Source organism: Sulfuricella sp. T08, assembly GCF_000971475.1.
Taxonomy (GTDB): domain Bacteria; phylum Pseudomonadota; class Gammaproteobacteria; order Burkholderiales; family Sulfuricellaceae; genus Sulfuricella.
In genome coordinates this window covers 1-15487 of record NZ_DF967528.1, presented here as the reverse complement: position 1 = coordinate 15487, position 15487 = coordinate 1, and the positions used below count along the sequence as shown (strand labels likewise).

At 54.9% G+C, this 15487-nt stretch carries 14 protein-coding genes and 1 tRNA gene; 6 read left to right on the top strand and 9 right to left on the bottom strand.

Annotation, left to right across the window (positions count from 1 at the left end):
* Positions 1–6: 6 nt before the first annotated feature.
* Together SCT_RS04365 and SCT_RS04360 are read right to left on the bottom strand one after the other, a co-directional pair.
* Positions 7–885: an alpha/beta fold hydrolase gene (locus SCT_RS04365; protein ID WP_059419501.1), complete on the bottom strand. Its 879-nt coding sequence runs from the start codon at positions 883–885 to the stop codon at positions 7–9.
* 91 nt (positions 886–976) lie between these two features.
* Positions 977–2503, bottom strand: a complete 1527-nt coding sequence (locus tag SCT_RS04360) for a fumarate hydratase (RefSeq protein WP_059419498.1) — start codon at positions 2501–2503, stop codon at positions 977–979.
* Positions 2504–2569: 66 nt separating this feature from the next.
* Here SCT_RS04360 and SCT_RS04355 point away from each other — a divergent pair, with 66 nt between their 5' ends.
* The 5 genes from SCT_RS04355 to SCT_RS04335 all read left to right on the top strand — a co-directional run bounded on the left by SCT_RS04355 (position 2570) and on the right by SCT_RS04335 (position 6175).
* Positions 2570–3514 (top strand): MBL fold metallo-hydrolase, encoded by a 945-nt coding sequence (locus SCT_RS04355; protein WP_059420076.1) that lies wholly within the window; start codon positions 2570–2572, stop codon positions 3512–3514.
* A 108-nt stretch (positions 3515–3622) separates the two neighbouring features.
* Positions 3623–4072: a CBS domain-containing protein gene (locus SCT_RS04350; protein ID WP_059419496.1), complete on the top strand. Its 450-nt coding sequence runs from the start codon at positions 3623–3625 to the stop codon at positions 4070–4072.
* Between the two features lie 18 nt (positions 4073–4090).
* The gene (locus SCT_RS04345) at positions 4091–4639 is read left to right on the top strand and encodes an HPF/RaiA family ribosome-associated protein (protein WP_059419493.1); all 549 of its coding nucleotides are present in this window, start codon (positions 4091–4093) and stop codon (positions 4637–4639) included.
* 270 nt (positions 4640–4909) lie between these two features.
* Positions 4910–5332: a response regulator transcription factor gene (locus SCT_RS04340; protein ID WP_059419488.1), complete on the top strand. Its 423-nt coding sequence runs from the start codon at positions 4910–4912 to the stop codon at positions 5330–5332.
* 90 nt (positions 5333–5422) lie between these two features.
* Complete coding sequence (locus SCT_RS04335; protein ID WP_237759607.1) at positions 5423–6175, top strand: hypothetical protein; 753 nt, start codon at positions 5423–5425, stop codon at positions 6173–6175.
* Positions 6176–6244: 69 nt separating this feature from the next.
* Here the strand turns inward: SCT_RS04335 and SCT_RS04330 are convergent, their stop codons facing one another.
* From SCT_RS04330 to sat, 7 genes are all read right to left on the bottom strand, one after another.
* Positions 6245–6847 carry a peroxiredoxin gene (locus tag SCT_RS04330; protein ID WP_059419483.1) on the bottom strand — a complete coding sequence of 201 codons (603 nt, stop codon included), beginning with the start codon at positions 6845–6847 and terminating at the stop codon, positions 6245–6247.
* A gap of 92 nt (positions 6848–6939) precedes the next feature.
* Entirely contained in the window at positions 6940–9051 is a 2112-nt protein-coding gene (locus SCT_RS04325; protein WP_059419478.1) for a nitric oxide reductase activation protein NorD, read from the bottom strand.
* Between the two features lie 3 nt (positions 9052–9054).
* Positions 9055–9867, bottom strand: a complete 813-nt coding sequence (locus tag SCT_RS04320; protein WP_059419476.1) for a CbbQ/NirQ/NorQ/GpvN family protein — start codon at positions 9865–9867, stop codon at positions 9055–9057.
* 9 nt (positions 9868–9876) lie between these two features.
* Positions 9877–10788: a YkgJ family cysteine cluster protein gene (locus SCT_RS04315; RefSeq protein ID WP_237759606.1), complete on the bottom strand. Its 912-nt coding sequence runs from the start codon at positions 10786–10788 to the stop codon at positions 9877–9879.
* A gap of 182 nt (positions 10789–10970) precedes the next feature.
* Positions 10971–12992, bottom strand: a complete 2022-nt coding sequence (gene aprA, locus SCT_RS04310) for an adenylyl-sulfate reductase subunit alpha (RefSeq protein WP_059419473.1) — start codon at positions 12990–12992, stop codon at positions 10971–10973.
* A 48-nt stretch (positions 12993–13040) separates the two neighbouring features.
* On the bottom strand, positions 13041–13508 hold the full coding sequence (gene aprB, locus SCT_RS04305) for an adenylyl-sulfate reductase subunit beta (RefSeq protein ID WP_041673408.1): 468 nt from the start codon (positions 13506–13508) through the stop codon (positions 13041–13043).
* Between the two features lie 79 nt (positions 13509–13587).
* Positions 13588–14796, bottom strand: a complete 1209-nt coding sequence (gene sat / locus SCT_RS04300; RefSeq protein ID WP_059419471.1) for a sulfate adenylyltransferase — start codon at positions 14794–14796, stop codon at positions 13588–13590.
* A gap of 484 nt (positions 14797–15280) precedes the next feature.
* On the opposite strand from sat, the gene SCT_RS04295 reads away from it, so the two are divergent.
* Positions 15281–15357, top strand: a tRNA-Met gene (locus SCT_RS04295).
* Positions 15358–15487: the final 130 nt, after the last annotated feature.

Here is a 15487-nt window from a genome sequence, read left to right as displayed (position 1 = left end):
GGGATGTTAACCCGGATTCCGCTGCGCTGCATCCAGGCTACATATTTCTATATCCTTGTTCATCAATTCGGCAATGACCTCCGGCTTCTGGAACGGCAAGGCGTGGTCGGCGCCCTGGATCAGGTGGCAGGCCCAGTCGTTCCTGCCCTCCGCTATCTTCTGGCACAGTTGGTAAACCGCAGGGTGGGAGCGGCCGCCGATGAAGCTGCTGACGTTGGCCTGGGCGGCAATCAGGGCGGCACGGTCGAGACGTTTGGCAGCGTGGGAGACGCACTCGATGGCGCAGGCCAGGCCTGCCGGGCGGTGAGACAGTCTCTCGCGGATGATTTCCTCGTTCTTCGAGCCGCGGCTGCGGTTAGGGGCGACGGCGTCGAGGAATAGTTCCAGTCCTTCCCCCACGTTTTCCAGCTCGCGCAGCCGCTTGGCGGCGTGCAGGATCAAATCGCGCGAGCGGATGGATTCTTCGTCGCTCATCTTGCCGAGCAGGGCGGGTTCGAGCAGGTAGGTTTTTTCCACCGCTGCCGGGCGGGCGGCTTTGAGCAGCATGGCGATCATTCCGCCGTAAGAGTAGCCGCCCAGGTCGAATTTGCTCCAGGCCAGGTGATCGAGCAGGGCAGCTAGGTCGGCCAATACTTCCTCGGCTTCGAAACCGTGTTCCTTGTGGTCGGGGTAGCGGGTCTTGCCGGTGCCGCGCAGGTCGGGGACCAGGATTTCGTTCCAGTGTTTTAAATGGGGGAGAATTCCGCCCCAAGTGATCTTGCCCGCCACGCCACCGCCATGGAGCAGCAGAAGCCGGCGCGGGGGTGCGCTGTCGTAGCGATAGAGGCGGTAATAGACCTCCTGCATCGGCAGGGTGAGAGTGTTTTTGATGGCGGGTTCAAGCATTTTTTTACCGCAAGGGACGCAAGGGACGCAAGGTAACGCAAAGGAAAAACATTCTATATCCTTCTTTCGCGCACCTTTGCGTCCTTAGCGGTTAATTATGTTTGGCTACTGGGATTTTGCCGATCTTTATGCGCCACTCCGCCGGTCCGGTTTTATGCACCGACGTGCCGTTGGCGTCCACCGCCACGATGACCGGCATGTCCTTGACCTCGAATTCGTAGATCGCTTCCATACCCAGGTCGGCGAAGGCCAGCACCCTGGAAGCCTTGATTGCCTTGGCCACGAGGTAGGCCGCGCCGCCCACCGCCATCAGGTAAACCGCCTTGTGCTTCCTGATGCTTTCGATCGCTGCCGGGCCGCGCTCGGCTTTGCCTATCATGCCGATCAGGCCGGTTTTATCCAGCATCATGTCGGTGAACTTGTCCATGCGTGTCGCCGTGGTGGGGCCGGCGGGGCCGACCACTTCGTCGCGCACCGGGTCGACGGGTCCGACGTAGTAGATGAAGTGGTTGCTGAAATCCACGCCCTCCGGAAGTTTTTCCCCTTTGGCAAACAGGTCGGCGATGCGCTTGTGGGCGGCGTCGCGGCCGGTGAGCAGCTTGCCAGACAGGAGCAGGGCTTCGCCCGGTTTCCAGGTGGCGATCTCTTCGCGCGTGACGGCGTCGAGATTGACGCGGCGTGAATCGGGGGCGGGCTGCCAGTCGACTTTTGGCCATTCGTCGAGATTGGGCGGGGTCAGCACGGCCGGGCCGCTGCCGTCGAGGGTGAAGTGGATGTGGCGGGTGGCGGCGCAGTTGGGGATCATTCCGACCGGCAGGCCGGCGGCGTGGGTCGGGTAGTCTTTGATCTTGATGTCCACCACGGTGGTGAGGCCGCCCAGTCCCTGCGCACCGATGCCCAGCGCATTCACTTTTTCAAACAGTTCCAGGCGCAGTTCCTCCACCCGGTTTTGCGGCCCGCGCGCTTGCAGTTCGTGGATGTCGACCGGCTCCATCAGGGCTTCCTTGGCGAGCAGCATGGCTTTTTCCGCGGTGCCGCCGAGGCCGATGCCCAGGATTCCCGGCGGGCACCAGCCCGCGCCCATGGTGGGGACAGTCTTCAGCACCCAGTCGACGAGGCTGTCCGACGGGTTGAGGATGACGAATTTGGCTTTGTTTTCCGAGCCGCCGCCCTTGGCCGCGAGGATGATTTCTACTTTGTCGCCGGGAACGATCTCATAGTGGATCACTGCCGGGGTGTTGTCGCGGGTGTTCTTGCGCGTACCGGCAGGGTCGGCCACTACCGAGGCGCGCAACACGTTGTCCGGGTTCAGGTAGGCGCGGCGTACGCCTTCGTTGACCATGTCGGTGACGCTCATCTGCGATTCCCAGCGCACGTCCATGCCGACCTTGACGAAGGCCACCACGATGCCGGTATCCTGGCAGATCGGTCGGTGGCCTTGCGCGCTCATGCGCGAGTTGGTGAGGATCTGGGCGATGGCGTCCCTGGCAGCAGGAGAAGCCTCCCGTTCGTAGGCTTCTCCCAGCGCCTTGATGTAGTCGATGGGGTGGTAGTAGGAAATGTATTGCAGTGCGTCAGCGACGCTGGCGATTAAGTCTTCTTGACGGATGGTAGTCATGGTATTTTTACTCTCCAGATATAGAATTGTACCGTTAATTGGATATTTTTTCGGAAGGCAATGGCCATGACTGATCGCTATCAGGATTACGATGACGGGATTGCCGCGATAGACGCCCATCACATCCGGCCCGGCCTGGCCGCGATCCACTTGCTGGTCGAAGGCAACAAGGCGGCTTTTATCGATACCGGGACGAATTTCTCGGTGCCCGGTGTGCTGGAGGTGATGCGGCGGAAAAACCTGCGCCCGGAAGATGTGGCCTATGTGATTGTGACCCATGTCCATCTCGATCACGCGGGTGGTGCAGGCGAGATGATGCGATTGTTTCCCGAGGCGATGCTGGTCGTGCATCCGCGCGGAGCGCGCCACATGATCGATCCTTCAAGGCTGGTGGCGGGCTCGGTCGCGGTTTATGGCGAGGAGCCGTTCAGGCAGTCCTATGGGGAAATCGTGCCGGTTCCCACCGAGCGCGTGATCGAGGCTCCACATGAATTCACTCTGGAACTGAACGGCCGGAGGCTGTTGTTCCTTGATACGCCGGGTCACGCACGCCATCATTTCTGCATTTTTGATGAGCGTAGTGGGGGTGTCTTTACCGGAGATACCTTCGGGATTTCATACCGTGAGTTTGATGTCGACGGGCGCGAGTTCATTTTTCCTACGACTACGCCCGTGCAGTTCGAGCAGGAGGCGGCGCATGATTCCATAGACCTGATCATGTCCCACCATCCCCGCGCCGCTTACCTGACCCACTATGGCCGCGTGACACAGTTATCTCGTCTGGCGGATGATCTTCATCGCAGGCTTGACGATTTCGTGAACATCGCTGAGGGGGTGCGTGATGCCGGGGCGATGCGCCATCAGCGGTTGGTAGAAGGATTGGAGAATTATCTGCTGGAATGCCTCGATGCGCATGGTTGCCGGCTTTCCCCGGATGAAAACCGCATGTTGCTGGAGAATGATATCGAACTCAATTCTCAGGGCTTGGAAGTCTGGTTGGATAAGGCATAAAAGGCAGTTTGCGTATCGTTCTCGCAAAATGTTCTATATTGAAAACAAGTGTTACCCATTTGCCAAGATTTTCATCCCCAGACCTGTAATTATTTGAGAGGAAGCGCCATGCCCATTGGAGAGTTTTGTAACCGCGAGGTCGTTTTCGCCACGAGAAAAACCACCATTCCAGCGGCTGCGCAGCTCATGCGCAAGAGCCACGTGGGTGACCTGGTGGTTGTGGATGTCGTTGACGGTAGGCGGATGCCTGTCGGTATTGTGACCGACCGAGACATTGTCGTTGAAATTATCGCAAAAGCCCTGGATTTTAATGACTTCACCGTGGGTGATATCATGAGCCCGCAACTGGTCAGCGTTCAGGAAAACGAGGGTGTGTTCGAGACTATCGAGCTGATGCGCAACAAGGGGATACGACGTATCCCGGTTGTCGACCGGGAAGGCGGGCTGGCGGGCATTGTATCGGCGGATGATATCCTGGATCTTCTGGCTGAGGAAATGACTGAACTGGCCAAGGTTAGCCCGCGTGAACAGTCCAAGGAAGCCCATCTCAGGCATTAATTTTAGGGAGGTATGACCATGCAACGCCCACTCCAAATAGTCATGCGCGACATGCCCCATTCCGAGGCGGTGGAAACACATATCAGGGAGAAGGTGGAAAAACTGGAATCATTCAATTCCCGCATTGTTGGCTGCAAAGTTACGCTCGAATTTGCGGGAAAACATAAACACCAAGGCAAGCTTTTTAATGTGCGACTCGACATCACTGTTCCTGGCGCGGAGTTGGTGGTCAATCGCGACCTCCATGAAGACCTTTATGTGGCGTTGCGAGACACATTCGATGCGGCAAGGCGTCAGTTGGAGGATTACGGGCGGCGCCAGCGTGGCGATACAAAAATTCATGAATCACCGCGTCATGGCCATATAGCCAGGCTATTTCCGGAAGAGGGCTTTGGTTTTATCGACACGCCGGATGGTGACGAGCTTTATTTCAGCCGGGATAACGTAAGCCATCCGGACTTTGACAAGCTTGAAATCGGCAGTGAAGTTCAGTTCCTGGAGGAACCCGCTGCCGAGGGATTGCAGGCGAAGCGTGTGAGTGTCGGCAAGCATCATTATCCGGAATAAGATGCCATCGGTTTCGCTGGAATGGCATCAGACATGCTTCATGAGGCATGCAGATGTTATCGGCTTGATTACGGAAAATCGGCCAGAATCTATTTGGCTATCCTTAATAATTAGTGGAATCCCCTAGAAATTTATCGTATTTCCACCTATCGTCTATTTGGTGTGTTGCCCGCTACACAATTATTCTTCTCCCGATGGTTTTTATTTTATCCGGCGGTAGACTTGAATCACTAGTTAAAGTTAATGGGGATGCATGTGGGAGGCGATAAGATGAATTTCATGATTGTTAGCGATGATGTGTCAACATGTCTTTATTTAGAGATACTTTCGCACCAGGATGGCGTGAGTGCCAGGTATTTCACTGAGCCTTCAGTGGCATTGCATGCCTATCAGAATGATCCTGATCATTGGTCGCTGGTAATTGTCGATATGCTATCTCCGCTGGTCACCGGGTTTTCGCTAGTTGACAAAATCAAGGCAGTCAAACCGAATACCCGGCTGGTGATTCTTGCTACACATGCCCCGGAAGCGATCAAAAAAGTATTCAAGTGTGAGTCCCTGTGCGGGCTGTGCCAGGATTGTAATGATATAAATAATTGTCATTGTTTTTTCCTGCATAAGCCATTTTATCGTGATTTCGATCGAGTCATTGAGATGGCGCTGGGCAAAGGCATGGTTGGATTGGCGGCTTGATTCGCCGGTCAGCATCCGGTTTTTCGTTTGTGGTGTATAGCGTCTCCCTCTGTTAGCGAACTTTCTGCGGGGGTGGCAAACAGTTATACTGTGCATACACTTAAACAGCGCTTCCACGGGATGAACGCAAAAACCGCTTTGCTCCTTTCCTTCCTGGTTGTTTTTCTTTCTGCCTGCGCTTCTGCTCCGCTCCGGACAGATGGCAAGAAGCGTCCCCCGGCTTCATCCGACCTGAAAATCTCCTCTTTTGTAAAAACTGATATCGATACGGTGGCCGAGATTCACCAGCAGGAGAGTTTCGGCCATCTGCGCACGCTGATGGAAAAGCTCTATCGACGTAACCCTCGCGAATGGAAGAAGGGTGGGCAACCCTCTATGGAAAGTGCTATGGCGCGGGCATTTGACGCCGGGCATGACTGGCGCTTTCCTGAGTTGAACGGAAAGCGCGGAGCCGAGTGTTTCTACCTTGCCTTCCAGGAAAGCTATCAGGGGGACAGGGTGCTGGCTTTTATCGCGGGCCTGGCGACCATGATCATGGCCTCGTACAATGACAAGGCCGAGCTTTATGTCCTCGATGAACTCGATCCGCAGAAGCTCTACAATAGTGCACGTAATGTCGAGATCGCAGTCTGGAAGCTTAGTGGCACGCGTGACAATCGGGGGGAGTTGTTCCTGCTCAGCAATGAAAACGATGCAACCAGCCGCAATATGAGCTTCGAGCGTGAATTTGGCAAGCTGATCGCGCAACAGGACACCCTGGCCAGAATCATCGCGGAAAAGACCAATCGCACCATCGTACGCGCCATCCAGAGTGTGGCTACCGCAGTTTTTCTTCCAATTTAAAGCGCGTACAAATAGAAAAAGGGGGCAATGCCCCCTTTTTCTATTTCCTACTTTGGCTTGCTTGCTGGATTACAGCTCGCCAGCGTGCTTGGCCAGGTAATCGGCAACGCCTTTGGTGTCAGCCTTCATGCCGGCCTTGCCTTTGCTCCAGCCTGCTGGGCAGACTTCGCCATGCTGTTCGGTGAATTGCAGAGCATCGATCATGCGCAGCATTTCATCGATGTTGCGTCCCAGAGGCAGGTCGTTCACGACTTGGTGACGCACGATGCCGGTCTTGTCGATCAGGAAGGAGCCACGATAGGCTACGCCTCCTTCAGCTTCGACGTCATAAGCTTTGCAGATTTCGTGCTTGATGTCGGCTACCAGGGGGTAGGCAACCTGGCCAATGCCGCCGTTGTTGACAGCGGTATTTTTCCACGCCAGGTGAGTGAAATGGGAGTCGATGGACACGCCGATCACTTCCACGTTGCGGTCTTTAAATTCTTTCAGGCGATGATCGAAGGCGATCAGCTCGGATGGGCAGACAAAGGTAAAGTCCAGCGGGTAGAAGAAGATCACCGCATACTTGCCCTTGGTATGGGCTTTGAAGTTGAAGTTTTCATCGATGGTGTTGTTGCCCAGCACGGTAGCGGCTGTGAAGTCAGGTGCGGCTTTGCCTACGAGAACGGCCATGTTTACTCTCCTTATTGGTGGGGTTAAATTTAGAATATGTCTAAATATTGCACTAGTTTTTATTCGCTGTCAAATGAATTGATAAGATAGGCTTAACGCGTTAGCCGTCGATAAATATCAGTCACTTTAAGAGGCAGTTCTTTCACGTCAGCAATAACAGTGTAGTTCACGGCGCCATACATGTGGGGCAGGTAGTCGCGCCCTTCGGTATCTATCGTTATGCAGAACGGATGGATGCCGCTGCGCTTGGCTTCGATCAGTGCCATGCGGGTGTCCTCGATGCCGTATTGGCCACGATAGCCGTCATGGTAGTCGTCCGGTTTTCCATCCGAGAGCGTGATTAGGAGCTTGGTGCGTGCGTCGACTTCATTGAGAATGGCGGAGAGATGGCGGATTGCGACACCCATGCGGGTGTACTCCTGCGGGGAGATGCCTGCGATGCGCCGTTGCACCATTTCTCCATAGGGTTCGTCGAAGCTTTTGACGCGGAATATTTCGCAGCGTTTGCGGGTGATGCCTGAAAATCCATAGATGGCGTAGCGGTCGCCCAGCAGTTCCAGCGTTTCGCATAACAGAATCAGGGATTCGCGTTCCGCATCATTGATCCAGCCCTTGGTTGAGCCGCTCATGTCCACCATGAACATGACCGCGATGTTGCGCTCGCTGCGGTGCATGCGCATGAAAAGACGGTCGCTCATTTCGCTGCCGTCGCGGGCATCGGCCAACGCCTCGATCAATGCATCAATATCCACTTCATCACCAGACGGTTCGCGCTTCAATAACCGGTTTTCGTCGCGCATTGCCTCAAAGGTGCGGCGCAAGTGCTTGACCAGGCCGCTGTGTTTATCCAGTGTCTGCTGCAAAAATCCATCATTCAGCGGTTTCACATCCTTCTCGCGCAGCACGCACCAGTTCTTGCGGTAGTGCTGCCGGCCAAAATCCCACTCCGGGTAAAGGCTTGCCCCTTCCTCATGGTAGGTGCCCTGCCATACCGTATCAGGGTCCTGGGTTTTTTCATCGAGCAAGGAGGAATCGTATTCGCCTGGTCCTGCTGGAACCAAATATTCGGGAGGGATCTCGCCCAGATCGAGAAAAATCGAGGTGAGTAGCTGGTTCACGCCGTCAGGGGGTGCGATCGGCGCATCATCCAGAGTGATTTCCATGCGCGGCAAATCACTGCGGTCGTCTGCTGCTATCTGTTTAACGTCGAAACTCGGAGCGTCGGGGCGGGTTTCTATGGTTTGCTTTTCAAGCTCCTGCGCCAGTTTGACCCGCAGCAGCATCTTTTCCCGTTCTACCCGCGTCGCGATACTGGCGGCCACGGCGTCGAGCCGCAACTCACCCTGGTAGCAAACAGCATCGGGCGCTGCGCCAGGATAAACCCGCTCCAGAAGACTGAGGCTGTCGGCCACGCTGGCTTCCGGTCGGGCGAGATCGGCTGCATAGTGTTCCCAGCCAGCCGGCAGGCTCACGCCAGTCTCGGTTTTGAGTCGTTGCATTTCTCGGTACAGGCCAGGAAGTTCGCGGCCGATACAGGCCTCCAGGCGCAGGGTTTCCAGGGCGTGGAACTGTTTCAGCGCTTTGTCGCTATCCGGGTAGGGTTTTAGTGCTTCGGTCAGGTTGATGCGGAAGGTGCCGAAACGGGTCTGTGCCCACAGCAGAGCCACCATGGCCTTGCACAGCTTGAAGTTATCCGCCGCCTCTCGCATCTGGGCAACCACGGCAGGCAGAAACAGGGTCTCGCTGTCAGTGTAGGTCGCTTCGCCTTTTTCCAGCTTGAGATGGCGCCCCGAAAGCCCGCGCACGAAAGTCAGCAGGATGCCACCAACCTCCTCGAATAGCGCGCCTGCGGCATGTTCGTGACTGAGTTGGGCGAAGTTGTCCAGTTCGTTGATTACCTTGAAAGCGGGGCTTGATCCGGCTCGGTCATAGGTGTCCATGGCATGCAATGCCCAGGCTTCGATCATGCGCCGGTCCATGTGAGCGAGCTGGCTAATGGCACGGAGGGCGAACTGGTGGGCGATCTGGATGTTGGTGGTAGCGATGCGCCTTACCCAGCCGAGCAGGAAATCCTGATTTTCACGAGGCAGGGCTGCAATCGAGGCAGCCAGATCATCTACCAGGATAAAGGTGAACTCCACCTCGAGCCACTGTTCCAGAGCCTGTCTGATCTGTTCGGCCGATAACGGGTGGTTATCCGCCATGTGCTAGAAAAGCGAAGTAGAAAGTTCTCGAACTGCCGCCAGCATTTCAGCGTCGTCGGTAATTGCCTGGGCAATGGCGCTGCGGCAGGCGGCAATCGGTTCCACGCCGGAAGCGATGAGCTTGCCTGCATGCACCAGAAGGCGGGTACTGGCGCCTTCATCCAGACCACTGCCTTTGAGATTACGGGTCATGTGAGCGAATTTGACCAGTTTTTCAGCCAGTGCGGTGCCTACGCCGGATTCCTTGGCAACAATCTTGCGTTCCAGGTCTGCACTGGGGTAATCGAATTCCAGAGCAACAAAACGTTGCCGGGTGCTTTGCTTGAGATCCTTGAGTACGCTCTGGTAGCCGGGGTTGTAGGAAATTGCCAGGCAGAAGTCGTCGTTAGCCTGCAGCAGGGTGCCCAACTTTTCCATCGGCAGTACGCGGCGGTCATCGGCGAGGGGATGGATCACCACAATGGCATCCTTCCGCGCTTCCACGATTTCATCCAGATAGCAGATTGCTCCGGCACGCACGGCACGGGCAAGCGGACCATCTACCCATACTGTCTCTCCACCCTTGATCAGAAAGCGCCCGACCAGGTCGGAGGCGGTCAGGTCATCATGACAGGAAACCGTGATCAGGGGGCGTTTCAGCCGCCATGCCATGTATTCCATGAAACGGGTCTTGCCACAACCGGTCGGTCCCTTGAGTAAGATGGGCAGTTTATTTTGATAGGCTGCCTCGAAAATGGCGATTTCGTCACCGGTGGCCTCGTAATAAGGCTCCGTTTCGACGAAGTACTCTTCAGTGGTCAGGGCGCGAGCTTGCACGTGATCGCCTCAGTCGCAACCGCACTCAGGGTGGTCGTAGGGTGAGTCTGGAGTAAGTGCTGGTGCCGGTTCGCTGGATATAAGACCCGCTGCCTCACGTTCCTGTTTTTTTGCCAGGCGCTTGTCAAAGGCGTCGGCTTTCACGGCAATGCTTTCTTCGCTGAACATGACCTGCCGGAGAAAACGGAAGCCGAATTGCATCAGTTCAATTTCGTCCTCGGCAAGCGTTTTCTTGAGGTCGTCGGGCAGATCGTACACCTCGTTGAACGAATCGCTGAAGACGAAATCTCGGAAACGATCGAGATCGTAGCAGGCCATGAAGAACAATTGCAGGCTGCGCTTGGAGGGCGTTCCGACGGTCGGGCCGGAAGATTTCTTCTTCAGGATCAGTTGGCGCCAGCCGCGGCCTTGTTCGTCATAGTCTTCCAGGCCTTGCTCGTGGCGATATTCGTCGATAGTCAGGGAACGGTTTTCCTTATGTCCCAGGCAGTGCGCTTCTTCAACCAAGGCATAGGAATGTGTGTCGGTGTTCTCGTTTTGCTTACGCATTGAGACTAGCGCTACGGGGTAGTAGCGGCAGGCAGTGGGGCGGTCTTCATAGACGCTGCATCCCTCGTCGGTCATGAACTGGCATGCTGTTCCGCCTTCTACGGGCTTGAATTTGACGCCGGCGATGCTGTCCTTGTCCATTTCGTAGGGTTCGGTGAAGCCCAGCAGGAATTCGCTCGAAGTCAGATCCAGTCTGCGCTTCAGGCGCAGGATGTCGTAGGGGGTGAGGGTGATGTCGATATTCTTGCAGCAGGCGTTGAAGCAGGCGATTTCCTTATGGCAACGAAACTGGATCACCTTCGAGCCATCATACGAGGTTGGTATAACCGGGCTGGGGACAAAGGGGGATTCATTGATAATATTTTCCATCATTCTTACCTCATTGGTGCTCTGCAAAAAAACTAAAAATTAGACTCTGCCCATGTGCGCAGAGTTGCATGAAACTAATTATCTTGCCGTCCATGATACCAAAACGGTTTTACGGTCTTACAGAATGAAAAACCGGGCGCCGTGAGGCGCCCGGTTTTAGCTTGCTACAACTATTCTCAACTAACTTAGTGAGCGGCAGGCTTGAACAGCTTGGACTTGTCGACGATATCGACATGCTTACGCTTGAACACAGTCCACTTGTGGGTGGTTTTGTCGTAGACGGAGTTCACGAAACACTTCCAGTTTTCCTCATCGACAAAGTTCTTGTCCATGCGGTAGTAGAAGCCCGGGTAACGGGATTCTTCGCGGAACTGGATGTGCTTCATGTGAGCTTCAGCCGTCAGGATGCGATGGTAGTTTTCCCATGCACGCAACAGTTCGTGCAGGTCTTTCGCACGCATCTTCATTGCGTCTTCCTTCAGCATGCCCAGCTTCTCTTCAGCAACGGCCAGCATTTTGTCGTTGGTCGTGTAGTAGGTGGCAACGCCAGCAACGTACTCGTCCATGATCTTCTGCAGGCGGAACTGAAGCATTTTCGGCGTGATGTAGTTAGGGTTCACGTCGATAGCTGTTGAGTAATCCTTGTGCTCAAGGAAATTACGCACAGGCTGGTAGATTTGCGCGACGAGTTCATCGGCAGAGGTATCCAGTTCTGGTTTCCAGTCCTTGTTGTCGATGCAGTACTTGACCATCGATTTGGCGCACATACGGCCTTCAGCGTGTGAGCCGGAGGAGAATTTGTGGCCGGATGCGCCCACGCCGTCGCCGGCGGTGAACAGACCCTTGACGGTGGTCATGGAGCGGTAGCCCCAGTTCCAGCCGCTTGGCAGGTGAGCTGGAATCTTGCCAGCGTCTGCGTGATCTTCGGAGGTCGGTGCGCCGACATCTTCAGGACCGGATACCCAGATACCGCAGCAACCGGAGTGGGAGCCGAGCAGGTAGGGTTCGGTAGGCATCAATTCGGAGTTCTTCTTCTCCGGTTCGATGTTCTCACCCACCCAGACGCCGCACTGGCCGATACACATGTCAAGGAAGTCTTCCCAGGCTTCTGCTTCCAGATGCTTCACTTCGCGTGGAGAAAGGGTCTCGCGCAGTTTTGCAAGAGCGGTTACGGTGTCCATGTAAATCGGGCCGCGACCTTCCTTCATCTCATGCAGCATCAGGTGGTTACGCAGGCAGGAGGCAGGAACGGCTGCTTGGCCATAGGGCGGGTAGTCGTTCAGCATCTCTTTGTTACGAACCATGTAGACTTCGCCATTGGCGTTGACGGCTTGGGCCTTGAACAACAGGAACCAAGCGCCGACCGGGCCGTAGCCATCTTTGAAACGGGCAGGCACGAAACGGTTTTCCATCATGGTCAGTTCAGCGCCAGCTTCGGCAGCCATGGAGTAGGTGGAACCTGCGTTCCAGACTGGATACCATGCACGACCTTGGCCTTCGCCAACGGAACGGGGGCGGAACAGGTTAACGCAACCACCGGCAGCCAGCAGGCAGGCCTTGAACTTGTACACAATGACTTTGTGGTCGCGCGTGGAGAATCCAACAGCACCGGCGATGCGTTTAGGATCGTTCTTGTCGTTCACCAGTTTGACGATGAAGATACGTTCCTGAATGCGATCCATACCGAGGGCTTTTTTGGCGGCTTCAGCAACGATCCACTTGTAGGATTCGCCGTTGATCATGATCTGCCATTTGCCAGAACGCACAGGCTTGCCACCGTCTTTCAGCTTGGGCATGTCGACGGAGCCGTCATGACGCTCGCCGTTTTCGTCCAGTTTCCAGATCGGCAGACCCCATTCTTCGAACAGGTGGACAGACTCATCAACAACGCGGCCCAGATCGTAGGCCAGGTCGTCGCGGGTGATGCCCATCAGGTCGTTGGACACCATACGGGCGTAATCCGCAGGATCCTGCGTATCACCGATGTAGGTGTTGATCGCGGACAGACCTTGAGCCACGGCGCCGGAGCGATCCATGGCGGCTTTGTCGACCAGCTTGATTTTCAGATCAATACCGGACTCGGCCTTGGCGGCGTCAGCCCAGCGCATGATTTCGTAGGCGGCGCCGCAGCAGGCCATACCGCCACCAATCAGAAGAATGTCAACTTCTTCTTGAACTACTTCAGGATTTCCAAAAGTTCCAGACATTGCATTTACCTTTCAATGTTCGTTATATCAATTACCGTTTTGCTGATCTTACTTGCGGATCAGTTCAGCGGGGTTGCCAGCGCGGAAGCCATTCATTTGGTTGAAGAAGCCGGCCTTGGTGATGTTCGCCATGACCGCCTCAGGCTTGCCGCCGTAGCAATCAATGGAGCCTTCCGGGGTGGTACGGATCGGGAATTTGAAACGCTTCATGCTGCCATTACGGAATTTGATGGTCCACATGATGGAGTCAGTACCGCGCAATGGTTGCACGGAGCCGCCCAGAGGAACCATATCGGCGTAGTGACGGACTTCGATTGCGTTTTGCGGGCAAATTTTCACGCAGGAGTAGCACTCCCAGCACTGTTCCGGTTCCTGGTTGAACGCCTTCATGGCGTGACCGGTTTCGGAACCATCTTTGTCCAGCTTCATCAGGTCGTGGGGGCAAATATACATGCAAGCAGTTTTGTCCTGACCTTTGCAGCCATCACATTTTTCTGTACGTACAAATGTTGGCATTGCTTCTACTCCTCGTAGTTATCACAGTACTACTATTAACAAAGGCCAGTTACTTGCGTAACCGGCCAACCATAAAAAACTATTTTGCGGAATGGCCTTTCAGCTCAACCTTGACATTCTCTTCAGCACTCAGGCCTGCGTAGTACTTCTGCAACACCTTGGCGACTTCTGGGCGGCTGAATTCGACCGGCAGGTCTTGGCCTTCGGAAAGCATTGAGCGCACTTTTGTGCCAGACAACAGAATGCGGTCGTCCTTGGTGTGAGGACAGGTGCGTTGCGAGGCCATGCCGCCGCACTTGTTGCACCAGAAGGTCCAGTCGATGTTCATGTTCAAGGTTTCGAGTGAACCCTTGGGAATTTCGTCGAAAATCTTCTGGGCGTCGAAGGGGCCGTAGTAATCGCCAACACCAGCGTGGTCACGGCCGACGATCAAATGCGAGCAGCCGTAATTCTGGCGGAACAGGGCGTGAAGCAGCGCTTCGCGTGGGCCTGCATAGCGCATGTCGAGCGGGTAACCGGCCTGGATCACGGTGTTGGGGGCAAAGTAGTTGTCTACCAGGGTGCTGATGGCTTCGGAGCGGACATCGGCGGGTATGTCGCCCGGCTTCAGGGCTCCCAGCAGTGAGTGGACCAGCACGCCGTCCATAGTCTCGATAGCGATCTTGGCCAGGTATTCGTGCGAGCGGTGCATAGGATTGCGTGTTTGAAAGGCGGCGATCTTGGACCAGCCCATTTGTTCAAACTTGGCACGGGTCTCGGCGGGAGTCATGAACTGGTCGCCGTATTTCTCCTTGAAGCCGCCGGTGGACAATACCTTGACCGGGCCGGCCAGGTTGTATTTGCCCTGAGCCATTACCATCTTGACCCCAGGGTGCTCCATGTCGGTGGTCTTGTAGACCTCCATGCACTCGTGGGCCTTGTCAATCGTGTATTTCTCGGTCACCTTCATGGTGCCCATGATCTCGCCAGTTTCGCTGTCCACCAGTGCGATATCGTCGCCGACCTTGACGCTCTCGTCGTCAGTCGACAAGGTCACAGGAATGGGCCAGAACAGGCCGTTGGCCATTTTGTAGCCATCGCACACACCTTCCCAGTCAGCATGTGTCATGAAGCCGTCAAGAGGCGTGAAGCCTCCGATACCTAACATAATAAGGTCGCCAGTTTCGCGCGAGCTCATGCGCACCTTAAGCATTGCCTGGGCGCGCGCCAGTTCCTGTTTCAAAGCCTCGCCGCTTAACAGCAATGGTTTGAGCTCTCCGCCGCCATGCGGCCTTACTAGTTTAGACATGATTTATATTCTCCATTAAGTGGGCAACACTCGTTAAGTCGTCGAAGAATAGCATGGATGCAAAAGGGGTGTTATCCATTCTTTTTATTGTTATATAAGTAATTTCGATAAATTTATCCGCTTAGCTTTTGCTCGGTATGCATTGCCTGCATTGGTTCTCCCGAGGGGAGGTCGAATTGGGAGAACGGGGTGCATTTAAAGTTGTTTGGTTTGTCGTTCCTGCCGAATTCAGACTATATATGCACGGACGTCATATGCACGGACGTCCAAGTTTCATGGCGCGGGTTTAGAGACTTAAATATAGAGCATCTTTAAATAAAGTGGTATGAGTATCGAAGGTTGATTCCGTGATGGGTTTGCCGGGCATGGTTATGATGTATTTATTCGTCAATGGGTTGGGTTGTTCTGGCGTGTTTGTTTAATTTACGCCCTCACAAATTACTTGACTCTGTTTCGGGTATTTTGCTATAGTCTCATCTCTCGACGCGGGGTGGAGCAGTCTGGCAGCTCGTCGGGCTCATAACCCGAAGGTCGTAGGTTCAAATCCTGCCCCCGCAACCAGTTTTAAGTTTTAAAGAGTTGTTGACGTTTTCCCTCAACTCTGTAGAATGCGCACCTCGCTTCGGTAGTAGGAAGCGCTGCTTCATTAGGTTGAAGCCCTGTTCTTTAAAAATATACAGCCGATAAGTGT